We start from the raw sequence: 19,342 nt of genomic DNA, 5'->3' as shown, positions 1-19,342 counted from the left end.
ATCCTACTGAAAGGACGAAAACGCATGTTTCCGCGGTACCACCTAGATTTGCCGAATTTACGGCACTACTTGTTTCCATCTTAACGCGTTGGAGACGGTCGTGTTTCCACAACAGCTCGGAAGGAGGTTCGAGATGGGAGAGGGATATGCGGCTTTCAGCCGATGGCCACATTTTTCTTGTCTCCATCACCATAACTACTCGTCTTCGTCAAAGCTTGCATGTTCTGAATTAGTCTGATTATTGCATGCCATTCAAGGAATGTCAACTCCAAAAAAAATATTAATTCAACTTAAAGAAAGGATGACCTCACCTTCCAAAAGATGTACAATGAACTGAATACCTATTCATTACATGAAGGAGATTTTTCATATGATACATAAAATTAGTATCCCCACACCATTTGCTGTTGGGGATGTAAACGCGTTTCTCGTGAAAGGGGATGCGTTATCACTCATTGACGCGGGACCAAAAACACCGGAAGCATATGAAGCGCTCAAGCATGGATTGAAAGAGGCAGGTTATGCATTCTCTGATATTGAGCAGGTTTTCTTAACTCACCATCACCCTGATCATGCGGGATGGATTGATGCATTTGATAACGCAACAGTGCTCGGGCATCCATACAATAATTTATGGTTAAAGCGAGATGAAGCTTTTTTTAATTATCACGATAAGTTTTACCTTGATTGCCTTATCGAAGAAGGTGTACCCGATGAATATTTAGGTTGGGTGAAAAAGATGAAAAGATCTGTTGCCCTCATGGGAGACAGGCCGTTAGATAAAATACTGACAGAAGGAGATGCGCTACCGGGACATCCTGGTTGGACAGCTCTTGAAACATTGGGACATGCGCAAAGTCATCATGTATTTTGGAATGAAAACACGCGCCAGGTGATTGGCGGCGACCTTGTACTTCCGGAAGTTGTATCAAATCCACTTATTGAACCGCCGTTAGATCCAAAAGATAAGCGCCCGCGTTCATTGCTTCAGTACAATGAATCCTTAAAAAGAATTCTGACGCTTCCCGTTGAAGTGATTTACCCGGGCCATGGGGACGAAGTCAGAAATGCGCATTCGCTAATTAAAGCAAGACTTGAAAAACAACGGGAACGTGCCATGAAAGTCCTTGCCATGATGGATAATGGACGTACGATTTTCGAATTAAATAAAGTGCTATTCCCGACTGTATACGAAAAAGAACTCGGGCTCACATTATCTGTAACAATCGGACATGCTGACTACCTTGTCGACAAGGAACTTGTCCGCGAAACTCGAGATGAAAGTGGTATTTTGTATTATGAAAAAGCGTAAATCTTTCCTAATCACAGGCGCAACAAGCGGAGTGGGGCATGCACTGACCAAACGATTGGTGAAAGAAGGGCATGAAGTCTGGGCAACAGGAAGAGCCACGGATATTTTATGGACATTGCAAAATGAAGGTGCACATACGATACCGGCCGATTTATCTGAAAAAGAAGGCCTTGATTTTGTCATGAAGAAAATTGGCTCGCCAGACGTTGTTATTTTCTCCGCAGGAGTCGGTACGTTCCAATACGCGCATGAACTTTCCGACGAAACAACACGTAAAACAATGGATATCAACGTCGTGGCACCAATCGAACTGACAAAACGCCTACTGCCGGACATGATGGCACGTAAAAGCGGCCATTTGATTTATCTTGGTTCGCAAGCGGGAAAAGTCGCGACTCCGAAAGCCTCTGTCTACGCAGCGTCAAAACATGCACTATTAGGGTATGCAAATGCACTGCGTATGGAAGTTGCACCATTTGGCATTCACGTTACTACAATTAACCCAGGTCCAATCGATACGCCATTCCTAGATCTCGCCGATGAGACTGGAAATTACCGTAAATCGTTAAGTAAACATTTACTGACCGTAGGAACAGTAGTCGATTCAGTGATGCAATCGATTGAAAAACCTGTAAGAGAAGTGAATCAGCCTTGGTATATGGGGATTACAAGTAAACTTCACGCGCTTGCACCAACGCTTGTCGAGCGATTAGGGCGCAACTTTTTTATGAAAAAATAAAACCAGCCGATTAATCATCGGAGAAGAATTGAACTGCATTCTTCCTCACGGCTGGTTTCATTATTATTTAGGCTTTCATTTCAGGAAACGTTATGGCCAACTTTTGGTTTATATTTATCACTTCAATGAGTTCATGATCAAAGAGATAGGGCGTATCATTTTTATCTTGGGGTGTTATTTCTTCGTATATATTTTTTACGGATAATACAGGAAATGTAACGGGCATAAATCGACCTTGGTTACGAATCGTCATATTGCCCATCAAAAATAGCTCTTTGCTAGAAGCAGCAAAGCTTAGATGCCCGACTTCTTTGTTTAAGCTTCCAGAAACGATTTTTACGTCCTGCAGTAATGAAATAATGCAGATAATAAAATCATTGATGATGTCTAATGGTAACTTTTCGAAGCCAAGTATTTGAAATAAAGCATTGAAACCGTTTCTGATTTCTTTAAATGAGAAGATATTCTCGATTTTTCTACGGTTCTTTTCTTTTCCTAGATTATTAATGATTTCTTTACATTCATCCAGGTATTCCTTTGCGTAACCTGTACTTTTCTCTCTATGTGCAATGAAATCTGCAAGTTCTTTAATTACTTTAATATCGCTCGTATCTTCTTTAATAACCATTAAAAAACTATACACATCTTTTTCATCAAAACTTCTTTCGGAAAACTTTTTGTAGTAGTAATCAATTAATTGTTTTTCTTTTCTATCCATCGAATTCTCTCCTAATCTTGCATGAAAAATAGTTATGCTTCCTCTCAACTATATCATTTTCTACTATAAAGACCTGTACAAACGTATTTTACCGAATAGGGCGCTAACCATTCTTTGAAATAAGAAAATGGTCAAGAGGGCGACCTCCAGACCATTTCTCCTTGCCTAATCATTGACCACCAAAGGAAATAACAATAATAGCAATAATCATAATAGCGACTAACGAGACAATCGTTACTTTCAGAGCACTTATTGGAGCGTTTCCACTGACTTTTCCGGTCTGCCCGTTCACTAAGAATCGGTAAACCTTATTATTGAAATGAAACGATGAAATCCAGATGGGCAATAAAATATGCTTATACGTAATGTTATCGTAATTGGTAGAGACGCTTACAACTTGCACAACGTCTCCATGAACTTGTCGTTCGATTCCATTTGTAATCCGCCTGTCAATAATCGCTTTGGCACCATTCCAACCTTCTTTCAACGGAATTGAATATCTTTCCGCCAAGAATCCGGATAGAAACTGAGATTTATAGTCAACCAGGGCGTTCAATTGAAAAGGTTCGATTTTATGAATAAGATCGCTGGCAACATTCCGCGAGGCTTTTACTAGTACATCATCAAAAAACTCATTGTACCGGCCGTGCTCTGTCCTCCATCTAATTTTCCGCACTTGTTCAGTTACTTGCCTAGTTTTCCCGTCTTCAACGACTGTCCTAGTGACCATGACATAATAATAGGTACCGATCCGAACGACAAAGTTTGAACGCGTTTTCGAGTCGAATGTCCAATAGGGAAGATAGGCCCCGGTAATTTTACTTAATTGATAAGACTTTTTCAGTGAAGAAGGAGCGAAATAACGCTTATTGATCCAACCTTTGAATTTCTCGATCGCTTCCTCTTGCGGCACTTGAAAGGGAAGGACTAACGCGGGTTTAATCCCCGCATGATTTTCACTTGTAGATATGTGAGACGAGCCGCAAAATGTGCAAAAATCAGCTACTTTGTCTTTATCTAATACCGTTTCCGCACCGCAGTTCTCACATTTAAAAACGCGTTTTTCATCATCCCAACTATGGTCATCTTTTTCTAGCGCTTGTAAAAAGCTATGTTCAATTGCATTTTCTTGTGTTTTTTCAATTTCTTTTTCATTTCCGCAAAAAGGGCATTTAAGAGCTCCGCTAGAAGGGTCAAAAACTGTATTCCCGCCACAAGAAGAGCATTGATTTACTTCTGTTTGTTCAATCTTTACTGATTCTGGCTGTTCGTTGTTTTCCAAGCTTGTCACGAGCTCACCTCTTCTTCACTGTTATAGCGTTTCTCCGCATTCCCCGCAAAACTTCGAATTCGGATTATTTTCTTTCCCGCATTTTTCGCAAGTTTTTTTGGAAAGTTGGTTTGCTCCGCATTCTCCGCAGAACTTTGCATCTTCATTTATTTCCGTTTTACAATTCACGCATGGAACCTTTTTCTTTTGCACTGCTTTACCGCATTCCCCGCAGAATTTAGCGTTTTTATTGACTAGCGCATCACAATGCGGACAATTTATTTTCTCGGACCCCGGAGTTGATGATTGCGCTGCATTTTGTTGTTGATTGCCTGAAAATGCATTTGCCATGACGCCGCCAAGTGCAGCACCTGCTCCGAGTCCGGCACCTGCTCCTGCCAGTCCGCCGCCTTCATTTTTCGCAGCGTCCCGAAGTGCTTCAGCCGCTTGGTATTGCTGATATTGTCCAAGGTTCCCGAGAACGCCCATGGACGTTCGTTTGTCCATTGCTTCTTCGACTTCTTTTGGCAATGACAAGTTTTCGATGTACAGGGAAGTGATTTCAAATCCAAACGCGCTGAAGCGCTCTTGCATTTTTTCTTTACCTTGTGTACTTAACTCGTCATAGAACATGGCCAAATCTAGAGCGGCGATTTTTGATTCTGCAAATAGATCCGTCAGACCGGAGATGATCATCTTTTTTAACTGATTTTCAATGCTGCTCGTATCATATGAAGCATTCGTTCCGAATAATTCTTTCAAAAAGACAGTCGGTTCTGAAACGCGATAAGAATAGATGCCATATCCTCGTAAACGAATCATCCCGAATTCGGGATCTCTCATCATAATCGGATTCGACGTACCCCATTTTTGATTAACGAATTGTTTCGTATTTACAAAGTATACCTCTGCTTTAAACGGAGAGTTAAAACCGGTTTTCCACGACTTCAACTTCGTTAAAATCGGCATGTTTTGCGTCCATAATTGATGCCTGCCTGGACCAAACACATCGGCAATTTCACCTTCATTTACAAAGATTGCCACTTGCGATTCCCTGACAGTTAATTCCGCACCCATTTTAATTTCATTATTTTGAACCGGAAATCTGTAAACCATTGTATTTGTATTACTGTCTGTCCATTCGATAACTTCTATAAATTGACTTTTAAAGAATCCGAAAAGTCCCATATTCTTCGCCCTCCTAGTAGTTTCCATTCATAAATAAGCTAATGTCATTATATCATAATACGTTCAAATCTATTTTTGGTTTCATTTTTAGGAGGTTGTAACTATTTCTGAAATTTACCGTCTACTTCATTAATGAGACGAGGAGGGAAATCCATGAAGAAAAAAGTTTTGCGGCCGTGGTTAATAGCCAGTGTTTTTATCTTTATGACAGCTTGTAGCTCTAATGATTCAATGAAAGAAGATAAGGGGGAATCGGCAGGGAAATATGAATCATCCACTGAATCATCTCTTTCAAATGATATGGCTGTCGACCAGGATAGTTCAGAGGCAGAGCGCGACGAGTCCGCTGCAGATGCTGAAACAGAAAGCGAAACAGACGATGGAAAAGTAGTTAGCGAAACTTCAACGAATCGGATGATTATTCACCAAGCACAACTGCAACTGAATGTAAAAGACTTTGATAAAGCCGAGCAAAATATAGAGAAAAAAGTAAATGAATACGGCGGATACATCGTGGAGTCTAACATATACCGGGATGACGATGAATCGGTTAGCGGAAACATCACAGTTCGAATTCCAGAAAAACATTTCCAAAAGTTTTTGACAGCTACTGAAGGAGAAGCGGCTGAAATTCTAGGACGCACGGTAACCGGTCAAGATGTGACAGAAGAATACGTTGATTTGAAATCAAGAGTTAAATCAAAACGTGCCGTTGAGGCGAGATTGCTTGATTTTATGGGCGATGCGGAAAAGACGGCGGATTTATTGAAAATATCATCTGATCTAGCCATCATCCAAGAAGAGATTGAAGTAATTGTCGGGAAAATGAATTATTTAGAAAACCAAACATCTTATTCGACAGTTGAAATTTCGATGTTTGAAAATCGCGTTATTGTACCTGGCCTAGATAATAAAGACTTGGATACTTGGGATAAAACGAAAAAACAACTTGCGACGAGCACGAACTTTTTACTTGCAGCTGCTTCAGGTTTAATCGTTTTCATCATTGGAAATTTGCCGATTTTCATTCTTTTACTTTTGATTGGTTTGGGCGTTTATTTAGCCTTTATTCGAAAACGAGTCAAGTAAATTTGAAATTCCGCTATTTTATCGGACATTCGTGAATAGAATGGTAAGGTCTAACGATAAGTCTAATAAAGGGGAAAACAAAATGAGTTTGAACCAAATCATGCGCATCGCGGTTATCCTTATTGGAATTATTATCGTGATTAAATTCTTGCTGTTCTTATTCGGAGGATCCAAAGATGAGCTAAGCAAATCTATTGCCGCTGATCATATTGTAAATGTGGATGTGTCCACGGACATAGGCGACATTCAAATCGCACCGCATGATGGGCATGACATACGAGTGCAACTAGAAGGAAAAACGACGAAGAAACCGTCGAAAAAGTTCAAGCTGACTTTAAAAGAAAAAAACGGCGAAGTAATCATAAAAGCGAAAACAAAATCCAGATTTCTCTCCTTCCGAAAATTATCTGATGGTTATACCATTTTGGTAGAGTTGCCGACTAAACAATATGATCGGCTTCTTGTACACGCCGATGTTGCGAACATTTATGTCGATTCAATCTATGCCAATGAATCGCAAACAACTACAAACGTCGGGAATATCAACTTAATCGGAATAGGCGGCGTGATCAATGCCCAGTCGGAGGTCGGGGACATTACGATTAGTTTGCAAAGCATCGCGAATAACATTCAAGCGAAAACGGAAGTCGGGAATATTGCCGTGAAAACGAAAGAAGCGCCGCTTGCTCTCCAAACGGACATAAACAACAGTGTCGGGAATAAAACGATCAACCTACCGAACGAAGCGGGCGGTTCTATTGGAATCGGGGGGCCTAACGTCAAGTTGACGGTAGCTGTCGGGAATGTTTCTTTGTCACTTAGCGATTAATGAAAAAAGCCGACGCAAATGACGGCTTTTTTTCTATTTCCTTGCTTCACTGTTAAAACTTCTCATTGATTAACGATGTAAAAGTGGGCTATACTTAACTGTAGAACACGTGTTCCGCGGAGGTGTTAATTATGTATGAGGATTTGCCAGATCGAAAAATCATTTGCCTTGACATGCGAAGTTTTTACGCGAGTTGTGCCGCGGCGATAGAAGGACTCGATGTCATGGAGACGCCAATCGCGATTGTCGGAAATAAGGACCGAAAAGGCGGAGTTGTCCTTGCTGCTTCGCCGCCATTAAAAGAAAAATACGGGATAAAAACTGGCAATCGATTGTTTGAAATACCGGATGATCCATCAATTCATCTTATCGAACCGAAGATGGGTTTTTTTCTCGATGTATCGATGGAAATTACCCGATTGCTGAACCGGTACGTCCCAAAAGAGGCGATTCACACATATAGCGTCGACGAAAGTTTTATTGACTTAAGTGGAACAGAACGTTTATGGGGACCTTCGGAAAAAATTGTCCGCCGCATACGTGAAGATCTTATGAGTCAATTTGATCTGCGGTCTGCAATTGGTATAGGTCCAAACATCCTACTTTCCAAACTCGCACTCGATCTTGAAGCGAAAAAAACGGGGATTGCGGAATGGACGTATGATGATGTACCTGAAAAATTATGGCCCGTCGCTCCGCTAAGTCGAATGTGGGGGATTGGCAGCCGCCTAGAAAAAACACTCAATGGCATGGGACTTTTTTCCGTTGGCGATCTAGCACATGCACCCCTTGAAAAACTCGAAAAGAAATTCGGCGTAATGGGCAATCAGCTGTATTACCACGCACACGGCATCGACTTATCCGACATGGGCGCACCGCTTGTCGAAGGGCAAATAAGCTACGGAAAAGGGCAAGTGCTATTCCGCGACTATATCGAACGAGAAGATATTCTTACGGTCATCCTGGAAATGTGTGAAGATATCGGGATGCGAGCAAGGGAAGCGAAGCGGGCGGGCCGTACTGTCCATTTGTCTGCCACCTATTCAAAGCATGCATTCGGCGGCGGGTTTAATCGATCACGTTCGATGGCTGAAGCGACGAATGACACGATGAAAATTTATCGACTTTGTACGGCGCTCTTAGATGAATTCCATGATGGACGTCCAATACGTCGTCTATCCATTAGCCTGACAAACTTGGAAGAAGAGCATTCTATGCAACTGAGTTTATTCGATGAACAGAAGTGGCGCAATCGTAAGCTTGGGGAGACAATCGATTCACTTAGAAATAAATACGGTTCGAATGCCGTACTCCGTGCGGTTTCCTACACGAAAGCGGGAACGGCCGTAGAACGAGCAAAACTTATCGGTGGACATTTTAAGTAAGAGAATTTAGAAAGTAGATTATTTTCATAACCCGAAGAGAACGTATGTGTGTTATGATGAAAGAGGAATAAAATAGTGTGTGTTCATAGGCGGTTGGCGCATCTGAAATCCCTGATTAGCAGTCTTGCATTTACCTGCAGGAAAAGGGAGAGGAGGTGTTGCTAATGACGACATTTGAAGCATTGAGCATATCAATTGGATTTTCAACTCTGATTGTAACGGTCATTGCGTTGTCATATACTTTTTCAAGAAAAAAGTAAACCGCCTCTGAGCCTCCAAGCGAGAGTGCGGTTTACTGCCTCGTGCTGATCGCCTTTGAAGCGATACTATTTTATTACCAGGCCGTTTGATGGTGGTACATCAAGCGGTCCTTTTTAATGTATGTTAATTCAATTATATTATACGTGTTAGTCACCTGTATTGCAATTACTAGACGTGTAGTATATTTGAATTAATCTATATGAGCAACTCAAATAAGGTACTGTCTTTGTTAACTTCTTTATAAGCAAAACCGCATTGGTTCATTCGCTCGATAAGCCCTTCATAATCCTCGCTGTTTTTCAATTCAATGCCGACGAGTCCCGGACCGCTTTCTTTGTTGTTTTTCTTCGTGTATTCAAATGTCGTAATATCGTCATCCGGTCCAAGTACTTCATCCAAGAATTGACGAAGTGCTCCGGCTCTTTGCGGAAAATTAACGATGAAATAATAGAGAAGTCCTTCATAAATCAAAGATTTTTCTTTAATTTCTTGCATTCTGCCGATATCATTATTCCCGCCGCTAATGACACACACGATCGATTTCCCTTTAATCTCTTCTTTGTAAAAATCCAGTGCTGCAATCGGCAAAGCTCCAGCCGGTTCAGCAATAATCGCATGCAAGTTGTACAATTCCAAAATGGTTGAACAAACTTTACCTTCTGGAACAGGTATGATGTCCGTCACATATTTATTACAAATTTCATAAGTGTGTTGGCCTACGCATTGCACGGCGGCTCCGTCAACAAATTTATTGATTGTCTCCAATGTTGTCGCTCCTTTATTGTCAAATGCCGCTTGCATGCTCGCCGCACCCGCCGGCTCTACGCCAATCATGCGTGTACTGGGCGAAACATTTTTTATATACGTGCTCAGCCCGGATAGGAGGCCACCGCCACCGATGCTGGAAAAGACATAATCGATTGGTTCTTCGATGTCATTCATGATTTCGACAGCGACAGTCCCTTGACCCGCGATAATATCAAGGTCATCAAATGGGTGGATGAAAATCCTATCATTGTCAGTGGCGTATTTCGTTGCATGGGCGGAAGAGTCGTCAAAAGTATCGCCTGTCAAAATAATTTCTACATGATCTCGGCCGAACATTTTCACTTGGTTTACTTTTTGTTTTGGCGTTGTTTGCGGCATGAAAATTTTGCCGTCGATTCCTAAATGGGCACATGCATAGGCGACGCCTTGGGCATGGTTGCCTGCACTCGCGCAAACGATTCCTTTTTCACGTGCCATTTTTGCGACTTTCATGATTTTATAATAAGCGCCGCGTAATTTGAATGAACGAACATATTGCAAATCTTCTCTTTTTATATATACTTGGCAACCATATTTTTCAGATAACTGTTCATTTTTTTGTAGAGGTGTGTGCGTAACCACATCTTTTAATTGCTGATACGCTTTTAAAATATCTTCCACATGCAATTTTTTTGCTTCTTTTTGTTTTACTGTCATTTGTATTCCCTCCGCTATCGATTAAAGATTTCTCAATCATATCATGAAACTTCATTGTATGTGTAAATATTCACAAATATTAATTCGTTTAATTTAAATAAAAGAGTAAATCTATTTACGAAACTAGAAACGATTCTTAAAAAAAGTATTTCAGAATCCGGATAATTTATAACTCGGACCTTTTCTATTGTTCGCAATTTTGCTAAACTAGTAAAAGGTTCGATTTTAATGAGAAGCAGGGGGAGTCATGTGAAGGTTTTATTACAACTGAGTTGGTTTTTCAAACAACGAAAAAAGCAATATGCTTTGGGGATTGCGGCACTTGTTCTTGTTTCCATTTTGCAATTGTTGCCGCCAAAAATCATCGGGATTATCGTCGATGACATCACGCTAGGCCGTTTGACAGCGCCTGGTCTAACCAAATGGCTCATTATCTTGGGGATTGCAGGGATTCTTATGTATTTCGCGCGTTTTTATTGGCGTGTCATGATTTTCGGATCAGCCGTCCTTTTATCACGAACGATGCGTGAAAAGTTATTCAATCACTTTACTAGAATGTCTCCTTCTTTCTATCAAAAAAGGCGTGTCGGTGATTTAATGGCTCATGCGACAAATGACATTAATGCACTGCAACAAACCGCCGGGATGGGTATTCTAACGCTAGTCGATTCCATCTCGACGGGCGGGTTTGTTATTTTAACGATGGCCATCACGATCAACTGGAAATTGACGTTAATCGCGCTTATTCCACTGCCATTCATGATTTTCTTGACAAGTTATTACGGAAGATTGCTTCGTAAACGATTCCGTTTTGCCCAAGAAGCATTTTCCAATTTGAATGACAAAACACAGGAAAGCATAACGGGCATCAAAGTAATTAAAACATTCGGTCAACAAAAAGAGGATATTGAGGATTTCACTAATCTATCAACCGATGTAGTCGGTAAAAATATGCGTGTTGCTAGAATAGATGCGTTATTCGATCCGACGATTACTGGAATATTTGCGGTATCTTATATTTTATCATTTTACTTCGGAACGAAATATATCATCGCCGAGGATATGTCCATCGGTGACATGGTCGCTTTTAGTACTTACCTTGGACTGCTCGTCTGGCCGATGCTCGCATTTGGATTTCTATTCAATATCGTTGAGCGCGGGAATGCTTCTTATAGTCGGATTACAGAGTTATTATCCATCGCGCCGGAAATTACCGATTTACCAGGAGCGATTGATAAAAGACCAGAAGGCGATTTGCATTTCGATATTGAAGAATTTAAATTTCCAAGTGACGAAGCGCTCGCGCTGCACAATGTCCATTTCTCATTGAAACAAGGTGAAACAATGGGAATTGTGGGAAGAACCGGATCCGGTAAAACGGCTATTCTTAAGTTGCTTCTACGGGAATTTGAAGGTTATAAAGGGAGCATCGTTTATGGAGGGAATCCAATCAATCAGTACAAGCAGCAGCGTTTACGTGAATCTATCGGATATGTTCCGCAAGATCACTTCTTATTTTCAACGACCATTGCCGAGAATATCGCATTCACAAATCCGAAAATCGCAAAAGAGAAGATTTATGAAGCCTCTCGTTTGGCACAAATCCATGATGATATCCTCGGGTTTTCGGAAGGATATGAAACGATTGTCGGAGAAAGAGGCGTGTCCTTGTCAGGCGGTCAACAGCAACGGGTATCTATTGCTCGTGCATTAATCATGGAACCGGAGTTGCTCATTTTGGATGATTCATTATCCGCGGTGGATGCGAAAACGGAAGAAGCGATATTAGAAGCCTTAAAACAATACCGTACGGGTGAAACGACAATCATTACATCACACCGCTTAAGCGCTATTCAACATGCGCATAAAATTATCGTCATGCATGAAGGAACGATTGCCGAAGCGGGTACGCATGAAGAATTATTGGCGATGGACGGAAAATACAAAGAAATGTACGAGCTACAGCAACTAGAGGTTATGGTCGAACAGGGGGGCGAAGTATAATGTCCGTAGAAAAACAACCTAAGCTAACGGGAAAGGATCAATGGCAGGTTCTAAAAAGGCTGCTAAGTTACACCGCCCCGCATAAAGCAAGTATTACAATCGCGCTTGTCTTACTAATTATGACAATCACGGGTGGTATCGTCGGTCCGTTAATCATTCAACGGTTCATTGATAACTATTTGACGCCATTGAATTTCCCAGAGCGTGAAGTGACGGCAATCGTATTACTTTATATTGGCATTCAATTGTTTATGGTCGTCGTATCTTATTTCCAATTGATGCGTTTTCAAGACATCGCACTGAAAATCATTCAACAAATGCGAATCGATGTTTTTTCGAAAGTACATGGACTCGGGATGCGCTATTTTGATAAAACACCCGCGGGAAGCATTGTTTCTCGAGTGACAAATGATACAGAGTCGATCAAAGATATGTTCGTAAGTGTCATAGTTACATTTTTACAAGCAGTATTTATGTTGATCGGGGTTTATATCGCGCTCTTTTCGCTTGACGTGAAATTAGCCCTCATATCGTTGCTATTATTGCCATTATTTTTAGCGATTGTCGTCATTTATCGACGCTACAGTACAGACTTTTATCAAGATCTTCGTGAGCGATTAAGTCAACTTAACGCTAAAATCGCGGAATCCTTGTCGGGTATGGGAATGATTCAAGCATTCAGGCAAGAACAACGCCTTGAAGCAGAATTCGATGAAATTAACGAGAAACATTTTAGGGCGGGCATGCGGAATATTAAATTCGATGGAATTTTACTCAGTCCGGCTATCGACTTGTTGTATACCGGAGCTATTATATTCGTTCTCGGATACTTCGGGTTCATTTCACTTGATAGTCCGGTTGAGGTAGGTATTTTATATGCGTTCACGACATTAATCGGTCGTTTATTCCAACCGGTTCAGCAAGTGATGCAACGACTTTCGATTTTTCAACAGGCAATTGTTTCTGCTTCCCGTGTTTTTAAGTTAATGGATGATAATGATATGGAGCCTGAGCAGCAAATTGTGAAAAATGCTGAAATCGGGGATGGTAAAATCGAATTCCGCAATGTTTCATTTTCGTATGATGGAAAAGCGGATGTCTTAAAAAACATTTCCTTTACAGCGAATGCGGGTGAAACGGTTGCGCTCGTCGGGCATACGGGTAGCGGGAAAAGTTCCATCATCAATTTATTAATGCGCTTTTATGAATATGAGCGCGGAGATATTTTCATCGATGGTGTTTCATTGAAAGAGTATCCACAAGAAGAATTGCGTCAGAAAACCGGACTTGTCCTACAAGATCCTTTTATGTTCTATGGAGATATCGAAAGCAATATTCGTTTGCACAATAAAGAGATGACGCCTGAAGAAGTGAGAGGCGCGGCGGAATTCGTTCGAGCAAATGATTTCATCGAAAAGCTGCCTGGAAAGTTCTCGCACAGAGTGACAGAACGGGGTTCAACATTCTCAAGCGGGCAACGTCAACTCGTTGCTTTTGCACGTACGATTGCTACGAATCCTAAAATTCTTGTTCTTGATGAGGCAACTGCAAACATTGATACGGAAACTGAAGTTGCGATTCAAGCGAGTCTTGAGAAGATGAGAAAGGGCAGAACGACAATTGCAATAGCGCATAGATTGAGTACGATTCAAGATGCGGAACTTATTCTTGTGCTGCATAAAGGTGAAATTGTTGAGAGAGGAACACATCAAGAACTGCTCTCGCAAAAAGGGCTATATCACATGATGTATGAATTACAAAATAGTACAATTGAAGATGTTATTTAAGATTAATCGACTTACAGGAATCTATCAAGACTCCTGTAAGTCGTTTTTTTATCAATAAGTCACAAAGCTTTCACAGTCAATATTAGCGTAATTCTTCTCCATTTTTGTTACGATTGATATAGAAAAAATAAGGAGGAAAATTAATGGGGACTGATTTAAATATATTTTTCGCCTTTGGAGCTGGGTTTCTAAGCTTCGTATCACCATGTACCTTACCTTTATATCCCGCATTTCTTTCATATATCACAGGAATGTCGCTCGATGACTTACAATCGGACTCTAAACGGATGAATAAAACAGGGATGCTTCATACACTATTCTTTCTAATAGGATTCTCGCTCATCTTTGTCGCATTGGGATTCGGATCATCTTATTTAGGTGTGTTTTTCAAGCAAAATATGGAACTCTTAAGACAAGTCGGCGCCATATTCATTGTTTTATTCGGACTAGTAATTACGGGCATATTTACACCAACGTTTTTAATGAAAGAACGAAAGCTTCAATTTAAAAATAGACCCGCAGGTTATTTGGGAACGATGTTAATTGGTTTAGGTTTTTCAGCAGGATGGACGCCGTGCATGGGACCGATCATTGGTGCAATCATAGCACTTGCTAGCACAAATCCAGGTTCAAGCATGATTTATATGATGGCCTATGTCCTTGGATTCGCAATTCCATTTTTTGTTCTTTCATTCTTTGTCACGAAAATTGGAGCGATTCGAAAATATAGCGGTCCGATTATGAAGGCCGGCGGATATGTAATGATTGCTGTAGGAGTTTTATTGTTTTTCGACGGCATGACATACATCATTACATTACTTCAACCGATTTTCGGAGATTTCACGGGATTTTGATTTGACTATTGGAGGTGAGAAAAGTGGAACGGATAGAATCATATGAAGAGTGGATTGAAGTCGCACGAAAACTAGATTCTATACTTCTTTTCGTGAAAACAGATAATTGTTCTGTCTGCGACGGATTGCTACCGCAAGTTGCAGCACTTCAATCGGATTATTCGGTTCCGTTTTACCTTGTAAACGTAGCGGACACGCCTGAGATAGCAGGACAACTATCCTTATTTACTGCACCAGTTGTATTGTTGTATAGAGAAGGAAAAGAATATGCTCGATTTGCCCGTTTTGTTCAAATGAATGAGTTGAAAAAACGTTTAGTCGAGCTGGAGGAATGGGGGAGACAAGTTGATTGAAACCATTTTCACCAAGGTTCCTCCAGTTTATTTAATTATAGGATCAACTGTATTGGCACTTTTTATGGGGACTATGGCAGCCATTGTTCGTTCAAAGGCAGCAAAACGCCCCGTATCTGTCAAGACAATTATTTTGCCGCCGATATTTATGTCATCAGGCGCGCTAATGTTTATCTTTGAAGAATTTCGAGTTGCGCCGCTTCAAATTGTGGAAGCGATCGGCGTGGGGATGTTATTTTCGATTATTTTAATCCGAACGACAAATTTTGAAGTTCGTGATAAAGAAATTTTCATTAAAAGATCTAAAGCCTTTGTCTTCATACTATTTGGCCTTTTAATCATTCGACTTATCGGGAAGTTATTATTAAGCAATACGATAGATATCGGAGAACTCGGAGGCATGTTCTGGATACTCGCCTTCGGGATGATCGTCCCGTGGCGAGTCGCAATGCTTGTTAAATATAAGAAACTTAAAAACACGAAAGGTGTCGGCATTTAATCATGCAGACACCTTTTTTCAACTAGTAGATTTACTTTTATCTTTTTGGAATAAATGTTCATATGGGGTTACATCGAAATTTATGTCAGCAAGTTTCTTGCGCAAGAACTTATAGTCACGCGGGGGCGTAGCTATAATATACCCTCGGATGATAAGATCCATATCTATTTTTTCCGCTTTTTCTTTAAGCGCTATTTCACCTATCTTGGCTCCGATTTTTTGCTTGGCAACGGGACGGAATAATTCGGGAACCGGTTTTGTCAGTTCTTCAAGCATTTCCTTCGCTTCATCACTCCAAAGGTGAATCGATTTATCCACATAATACTCTTCCCAGTCCAAATCAGATTTCCCATCCGCTTTCGGGAATACCTTCAAGAATTTACGGAACATAAAAAAGCCGCCTATTGCAAATAGACCAACCAGTACAACCACCCAAAATAAGATGAACCACAGAAACCAACCTTCTAGCATTGCTTTCACCTCTTCCATACTAGTTTACATTATAAGAGAAATTATGAAAAAAAACACGGACAACGTATCCCTTTCCATTTTTCGCGCCTATATAGGTGCTGAAAGGGGGTGAGGAATATGGCGACAATCGAATTCAAGCATGCCATCGGACGTGTTTTCTTCGACGGCGGCTTGACGGATGACGGAAAACTCATCCGGAAATCGAAAACGTATAGCAACATTGCTGAAGGTGTCGATGCGAATAGTTTGTATAACGGGCTTGAAGAACTGGCCAACTTATCATCATTGCCGTTTATCGGTGCGGAAAAAGTTGAAACATCAGCGGTTAACAACTAATTAAAAAAGGAGGAGAGAGGAAATGGCAAAAACATTACAGCTGAATTTCGCTACGGCGAGCGGTAAGAAGATGATGTTGACTGTCGATGAGCCACGCGAGAATCTTACCTCAGTGGAAGTCGAATCTGCGATGCAGGGTGTAATTAATGCAGGCGTGTTCGGGGTTGATGATTCGTTGATTGATTCAGCAATTAGCGCACGAATTGTTGAGCGTACAGTTACAGAATTAATAGAAGGATAAAAACAAAGCCGACCTCTTACGCGGGGTCGGCCATTAGAATTTATTTGCAGAATGGAGGTAAGTGGGATGGATCAATGGATTAGTCTCGTTCAAGAAATCGGCTTTCCGATAATTGTGTCCTTTTATCTATTGCACCGAATTGAAACGAAACTTGTTGCGATCCATGATGCACTCGTCACGGAGATTAAGAAGTAAACTTCACAGAATCGTCAGTGTTTCGCCATACTACAGGCAGCCCTTCGCTTGTTCAGGAAGGGCTTTTACGTTATGATTAATGCATTATTTAATAGTGAGGGAGAAACGAATGCATAAATTTTTCAGAACATCTTTTATCGCACTTATAGTACTCATATTGGGTGCTTGTTCCGGGAGTGAGTTTAAACCGGATTATAAACTCAAAATCGAACCGTTCACTTTTACAAATCAGCATAATGAAGAAGTATCGCTTGATGATTTGAAAGGTGAAGTATGGTTAGCACAATTTGTGTTTTCCAATTGTACGTCTGTTTGCGGACCGATGATGGTCAATATGGCAGAGTTGCAAGATGAACTTATTAAAGAAAAAGTTGAAGACTATAAAATTGTTTCTTTCACAGTTGATCCCGCTGTTGATACACCCGAAGTGTTGCAAGGATATTTAGATCTTTTTGCTCCGTCGGACGAGTCTAAATGGGAAATGTTGACAGGCTATAAGCAAGATGAAATTGCTGAAATAGCTAAGAAATCATTTGCGACAATCGTTGCTGACGATCCAAATTCAGACCAAGTAACTCACGGCGTAAACTTTGCACTTGTAAACCAAGACGGTTTGGTGGTTAAATTATATAACGGAAATGACGACGTCCCTTTTGATGACATTGTTAAAGATATGAAGGCCCTTATTAAACAGGGCGCGTAATAGAGGAGATTCAGGATAATGAAGCACAAAAAAAGTGGTATGTCTCTCAAGACGAAAGCATTGCTCATTGTCCTTTTCATACCTGTAGCAGTTACGGTATTTACATTAACGGCAATTATTTGGGCAAGTATTAACAATACAGATCTACTTAAAAAATCTGCTGCGTTATTCGACAATCAAAATGAAATTCCGGTAGAATATATACCCGTCTATATGGAGGCTGCTGATGCTTACGGCATTCCTTGGACTTTATTAGCAGCGCATCATCGGATTGAAACAAGATTTTCTACGATGGATCCGCTTCTATCACCGGTTGGCGCAGAAGGGCATATGCAGTTCATGCCTTGCACTTTTGTTGGGTGGACTTACCCGGGTTGTACAGGATTAGGCAAAGGCGATATCCCTGAGAGCGATAAAACCAACCCGGAAGTTATAGATAAATACGGCGGATACGGTGTTGATGCGAATGGGGATGGAATTGCTGATCCATATGATATCGAAGATGCAATGTTTAGCGCAGCCAAATACCTTGCAAATAGCGGCGCTGCAAAAGGCGAGTATGAAAAAGCGATTTTTAATTATAATCGCAGTGAAAAATACGTAGAAGACGTTCTTTGGTTCTTCACTAAATTTGAAGAATCGCGAAAGGAAATAGAAGCTTCACATGAAAAAAGATGAACCGCCTAAATGAGCGGTTCATCTTTTTTTATTATTTTCGCATTGCTTTTAATATAAAGCTTACGATAAACACCAGAATCAGTGCTCCGATTAAAGCTGGAAATACGTAAAAGTCCGAAACCTTCCAACCCCATTGGCCTAACAGTTTACCGCCTATCCAAGCGCCGATTATCCCGGCAATAATATTACCAATTATGCCGCCCGGTATATCTTTTCCTAAAATTGCTCCAGCTAACCAACCAATTATACCACCGATGATTAGAAACCAAATAAAACTCATCTTGGTACTCATCTCCTTTTGAATAAGTTTATTAATATAACTGTAGTTGGTATAACCTTTATGAATGAATTTAAACATACATGGCGAAATAATTATCGAATTATTGTAGCGCCTAATGTGTTTTCAAAATGACGAAGCGCCCATTCATGTCCCGCAGGATCGAAGCTTGCAACTCCTTTTTCATGTATCACAATCTCAAAACCTCGATTGTATGCATCGACTGAGGTATGTAGTATACATATATCGGTACAAACGCCAACAAGATGGAGTTCAGTAATGCCGCGAGACCTTAAGAGTAATTCCAAGTCAGTACCTGCAAATGCGCTGAATCTCGTTTTATCCATCCAATGAATTTCGTCTTTACGTTCATCATAGAGCTGTTGTAAGGTTCCGTACAAATGACGGCCTTCAGTTCCGCGAATATTATGCGGAGGAAATTGCTTTGTTTCCGGGTGATAAGGATCATCGATATCATGTACATCCACTGGCATTACGACGAAATGCTTTTCATCTAAAAACTTTTTAGTAAGTGCAGTAATGTACTCCTCAAGTTCGACCCCCGGCTCACCGCAAGAAAGTGCGCCGTCCAGTGCTACAAAATCTACCGTATAGTCAATAACGAGTAAAGCTTTTTTCATTAAACCCAACTCCTTACTAGTGATAATTTAATGATGCCACATTAATAA

At 40.7% G+C, this 19,342-nt stretch carries 23 protein-coding genes; 16 read left to right on the top strand and 7 right to left on the bottom strand.

Features of this window, described 5'->3' with window-relative positions:
• Positions 1–370: 370 nt before the first annotated feature.
• Positions 371–1,312 (top strand): MBL fold metallo-hydrolase, encoded by a 942-nt coding sequence (locus tag G8782_RS01780; protein WP_172369194.1) that lies wholly within the window; start codon positions 371–373, stop codon positions 1,310–1,312.
• Positions 1,299–2,051, top strand: a complete 753-nt coding sequence (locus G8782_RS01775) for an SDR family NAD(P)-dependent oxidoreductase (RefSeq protein ID WP_172369193.1) — start codon at positions 1,299–1,301, stop codon at positions 2,049–2,051. Before G8782_RS01780 ends, G8782_RS01775 begins: the two co-directional genes overlap by 14 nt.
• Before the next feature lie 67 nt (positions 2,052–2,118).
• Here G8782_RS01775 and G8782_RS01770 read toward each other — a convergent pair whose 3' ends face one another.
• The 3 genes from G8782_RS01770 to G8782_RS01760 form a co-directional block, all read right to left on the bottom strand.
• A complete protein-coding gene (locus G8782_RS01770; protein WP_172369192.1) occupies positions 2,119–2,769 on the bottom strand; it encodes a hypothetical protein in 651 nt (216 codons plus the stop codon).
• 169 nt (positions 2,770–2,938) lie between these two features.
• Positions 2,939–4,060, bottom strand: a complete 1,122-nt coding sequence (locus G8782_RS01765) for a hypothetical protein (protein ID WP_172369191.1) — start codon at positions 4,058–4,060, stop codon at positions 2,939–2,941.
• Between the two features lie 21 nt (positions 4,061–4,081).
• The gene (locus tag G8782_RS01760; protein ID WP_172369190.1) at positions 4,082–5,227 is read right to left on the bottom strand and encodes an SPFH domain-containing protein; all 1,146 of its coding nucleotides are present in this window, start codon (positions 5,225–5,227) and stop codon (positions 4,082–4,084) included.
• Between the two features lie 153 nt (positions 5,228–5,380).
• Here G8782_RS01760 and G8782_RS01755 point away from each other — a divergent pair, with 153 nt between their 5' ends.
• From G8782_RS01755 to G8782_RS18440, 4 genes are all read left to right on the top strand, one after another.
• Entirely contained in the window at positions 5,381–6,316 is a 936-nt protein-coding gene (locus G8782_RS01755) for a DUF4349 domain-containing protein (RefSeq protein WP_172369189.1), read from the top strand.
• 82 nt (positions 6,317–6,398) lie between these two features.
• Entirely contained in the window at positions 6,399–7,145 is a 747-nt protein-coding gene (locus G8782_RS01750; protein ID WP_172369188.1) for a DUF4097 family beta strand repeat-containing protein, read from the top strand.
• A 131-nt stretch (positions 7,146–7,276) separates the two neighbouring features.
• Positions 7,277–8,530 carry a Y-family DNA polymerase gene (locus tag G8782_RS01745; RefSeq protein ID WP_172369187.1) on the top strand — a complete coding sequence of 418 codons (1,254 nt, stop codon included), beginning with the start codon at positions 7,277–7,279 and terminating at the stop codon, positions 8,528–8,530.
• A gap of 164 nt (positions 8,531–8,694) precedes the next feature.
• The gene (locus G8782_RS18440; protein ID WP_246231519.1) at positions 8,695–8,790 is read left to right on the top strand and encodes a putative holin-like toxin; all 96 of its coding nucleotides are present in this window, start codon (positions 8,695–8,697) and stop codon (positions 8,788–8,790) included.
• Between the two features lie 196 nt (positions 8,791–8,986).
• Here G8782_RS18440 and ilvA read toward each other — a convergent pair whose 3' ends face one another.
• A complete protein-coding gene (gene ilvA / locus G8782_RS01740) occupies positions 8,987–10,255 on the bottom strand; it encodes a threonine ammonia-lyase IlvA (protein WP_172369186.1) in 1,269 nt (422 codons plus the stop codon).
• Between the two features lie 249 nt (positions 10,256–10,504).
• On the opposite strand from ilvA, the gene G8782_RS01735 reads away from it, so the two are divergent.
• From G8782_RS01735 to G8782_RS01715, 5 genes are all read left to right on the top strand, one after another.
• Positions 10,505–12,259 carry an ABC transporter transmembrane domain-containing protein gene (locus G8782_RS01735; protein WP_172369185.1) on the top strand — a complete coding sequence of 585 codons (1,755 nt, stop codon included), beginning with the start codon at positions 10,505–10,507 and terminating at the stop codon, positions 12,257–12,259.
• On the top strand, positions 12,259–14,046 hold the full coding sequence (locus tag G8782_RS01730) for an ABC transporter ATP-binding protein (protein WP_172369184.1): 1,788 nt from the start codon (positions 12,259–12,261) through the stop codon (positions 14,044–14,046). The genes G8782_RS01735 and G8782_RS01730 overlap by 1 nt, the downstream gene beginning before the upstream one ends.
• A 143-nt stretch (positions 14,047–14,189) precedes the next feature.
• The gene (locus tag G8782_RS01725; RefSeq protein WP_172369183.1) at positions 14,190–14,900 is read left to right on the top strand and encodes a cytochrome c biogenesis CcdA family protein; all 711 of its coding nucleotides are present in this window, start codon (positions 14,190–14,192) and stop codon (positions 14,898–14,900) included.
• Positions 14,901–14,923: 23 nt separating this feature from the next.
• Complete coding sequence (locus tag G8782_RS01720; RefSeq protein ID WP_172369182.1) at positions 14,924–15,253, top strand: thioredoxin domain-containing protein; 330 nt, start codon at positions 14,924–14,926, stop codon at positions 15,251–15,253.
• 4 nt (positions 15,254–15,257) lie between these two features.
• Positions 15,258–15,752 carry a CcdC protein domain-containing protein gene (locus G8782_RS01715; RefSeq protein WP_172370178.1) on the top strand — a complete coding sequence of 165 codons (495 nt, stop codon included), beginning with the start codon at positions 15,258–15,260 and terminating at the stop codon, positions 15,750–15,752.
• A gap of 18 nt (positions 15,753–15,770) precedes the next feature.
• Here the strand turns inward: G8782_RS01715 and G8782_RS01710 are convergent, their stop codons facing one another.
• On the bottom strand, positions 15,771–16,223 hold the full coding sequence (locus G8782_RS01710; protein ID WP_172369181.1) for a DUF2621 family protein: 453 nt from the start codon (positions 16,221–16,223) through the stop codon (positions 15,771–15,773).
• 117 nt (positions 16,224–16,340) lie between these two features.
• Here G8782_RS01710 and G8782_RS01705 point away from each other — a divergent pair, with 117 nt between their 5' ends.
• From G8782_RS01705 to G8782_RS01685, 5 genes are all read left to right on the top strand, one after another.
• Positions 16,341–16,559: a DUF1659 domain-containing protein gene (locus tag G8782_RS01705; RefSeq protein ID WP_172369180.1), complete on the top strand. Its 219-nt coding sequence runs from the start codon at positions 16,341–16,343 to the stop codon at positions 16,557–16,559.
• A gap of 22 nt (positions 16,560–16,581) precedes the next feature.
• Positions 16,582–16,800 carry a DUF2922 domain-containing protein gene (locus tag G8782_RS01700; RefSeq protein WP_172369179.1) on the top strand — a complete coding sequence of 73 codons (219 nt, stop codon included), beginning with the start codon at positions 16,582–16,584 and terminating at the stop codon, positions 16,798–16,800.
• 66 nt (positions 16,801–16,866) lie between these two features.
• The gene (locus G8782_RS01695) at positions 16,867–16,995 is read left to right on the top strand and encodes a YvrJ family protein (protein ID WP_172369178.1); all 129 of its coding nucleotides are present in this window, start codon (positions 16,867–16,869) and stop codon (positions 16,993–16,995) included.
• 109 nt (positions 16,996–17,104) lie between these two features.
• Positions 17,105–17,698 carry an SCO family protein gene (locus G8782_RS01690; protein WP_172369177.1) on the top strand — a complete coding sequence of 198 codons (594 nt, stop codon included), beginning with the start codon at positions 17,105–17,107 and terminating at the stop codon, positions 17,696–17,698.
• 18 nt (positions 17,699–17,716) lie between these two features.
• Complete coding sequence (locus G8782_RS01685; protein WP_172369176.1) at positions 17,717–18,376, top strand: lytic transglycosylase domain-containing protein; 660 nt, start codon at positions 17,717–17,719, stop codon at positions 18,374–18,376.
• Between the two features lie 31 nt (positions 18,377–18,407).
• Here the strand turns inward: G8782_RS01685 and G8782_RS01680 are convergent, their stop codons facing one another.
• Positions 18,408–18,656: a GlsB/YeaQ/YmgE family stress response membrane protein gene (locus G8782_RS01680; protein WP_172369175.1), complete on the bottom strand. Its 249-nt coding sequence runs from the start codon at positions 18,654–18,656 to the stop codon at positions 18,408–18,410.
• 92 nt (positions 18,657–18,748) lie between these two features.
• A complete protein-coding gene (locus G8782_RS01675; RefSeq protein WP_172369174.1) occupies positions 18,749–19,294 on the bottom strand; it encodes a cysteine hydrolase family protein in 546 nt (181 codons plus the stop codon).
• Positions 19,295–19,342 lie beyond the last annotated feature (48 nt).

The organism is Sporosarcina jiandibaonis, assembly GCF_013184495.1.
GTDB classification, from domain to species: Bacteria; Bacillota; Bacilli; order Bacillales_A; family Planococcaceae; genus Sporosarcina; species Sporosarcina jiandibaonis.
The sequence above is the reverse complement of the archived record's forward strand: the minus strand, read 5'-3'. Positions and strand labels throughout refer to the sequence as shown.

What these genes read in the sequence shown, in the direction of transcription:
- G8782_RS01780 (WP_172369194.1), top strand. Translation starts at nt 371, where the DNA reads ATGATACATAAAATTAGTATCCCCACACCATTTGCTGTTGGGGATGTA.
- G8782_RS01775 (WP_172369193.1), top strand. Translation starts at nt 1,299, where the DNA reads ATGAAAAAGCGTAAATCTTTCCTAATCACAGGCGCAACAAGCGGAGTG.
- G8782_RS01770 (WP_172369192.1), bottom strand. Translation starts at nt 2,769, where the DNA reads ATGGATAGAAAAGAAAAACAATTAATTGATTACTACTACAAAAAGTTT.
- G8782_RS01760 (WP_172369190.1), bottom strand. Translation starts at nt 5,227, where the DNA reads ATGGGACTTTTCGGATTCTTTAAAAGTCAATTTATAGAAGTTATCGAA.
- G8782_RS01755 (WP_172369189.1), top strand. Translation starts at nt 5,381, where the DNA reads ATGAAGAAAAAAGTTTTGCGGCCGTGGTTAATAGCCAGTGTTTTTATC.
- G8782_RS01750 (WP_172369188.1), top strand. Translation starts at nt 6,399, where the DNA reads ATGAGTTTGAACCAAATCATGCGCATCGCGGTTATCCTTATTGGAATT.
- G8782_RS01745 (WP_172369187.1), top strand. Translation starts at nt 7,277, where the DNA reads ATGTATGAGGATTTGCCAGATCGAAAAATCATTTGCCTTGACATGCGA.
- G8782_RS18440 (WP_246231519.1), top strand. Translation starts at nt 8,695, where the DNA reads ATGACGACATTTGAAGCATTGAGCATATCAATTGGATTTTCAACTCTG.
- ilvA (WP_172369186.1), bottom strand. Translation starts at nt 10,255, where the DNA reads ATGACAGTAAAACAAAAAGAAGCAAAAAAATTGCATGTGGAAGATATT.
- G8782_RS01730 (WP_172369184.1), top strand. Translation starts at nt 12,259, where the DNA reads ATGTCCGTAGAAAAACAACCTAAGCTAACGGGAAAGGATCAATGGCAG.
- G8782_RS01725 (WP_172369183.1), top strand. Translation starts at nt 14,190, where the DNA reads ATGGGGACTGATTTAAATATATTTTTCGCCTTTGGAGCTGGGTTTCTA.
- G8782_RS01710 (WP_172369181.1), bottom strand. Translation starts at nt 16,223, where the DNA reads ATGCTAGAAGGTTGGTTTCTGTGGTTCATCTTATTTTGGGTGGTTGTA.
- G8782_RS01705 (WP_172369180.1), top strand. Translation starts at nt 16,341, where the DNA reads ATGGCGACAATCGAATTCAAGCATGCCATCGGACGTGTTTTCTTCGAC.
- G8782_RS01700 (WP_172369179.1), top strand. Translation starts at nt 16,582, where the DNA reads ATGGCAAAAACATTACAGCTGAATTTCGCTACGGCGAGCGGTAAGAAG.
- G8782_RS01695 (WP_172369178.1), top strand. Translation starts at nt 16,867, where the DNA reads ATGGATCAATGGATTAGTCTCGTTCAAGAAATCGGCTTTCCGATAATT.
- G8782_RS01690 (WP_172369177.1), top strand. Translation starts at nt 17,105, where the DNA reads ATGCATAAATTTTTCAGAACATCTTTTATCGCACTTATAGTACTCATA.
- G8782_RS01685 (WP_172369176.1), top strand. Translation starts at nt 17,717, where the DNA reads ATGAAGCACAAAAAAAGTGGTATGTCTCTCAAGACGAAAGCATTGCTC.
- G8782_RS01680 (WP_172369175.1), bottom strand. Translation starts at nt 18,656, where the DNA reads ATGAGTTTTATTTGGTTTCTAATCATCGGTGGTATAATTGGTTGGTTA.
- G8782_RS01675 (WP_172369174.1), bottom strand. Translation starts at nt 19,294, where the DNA reads ATGAAAAAAGCTTTACTCGTTATTGACTATACGGTAGATTTTGTAGCA.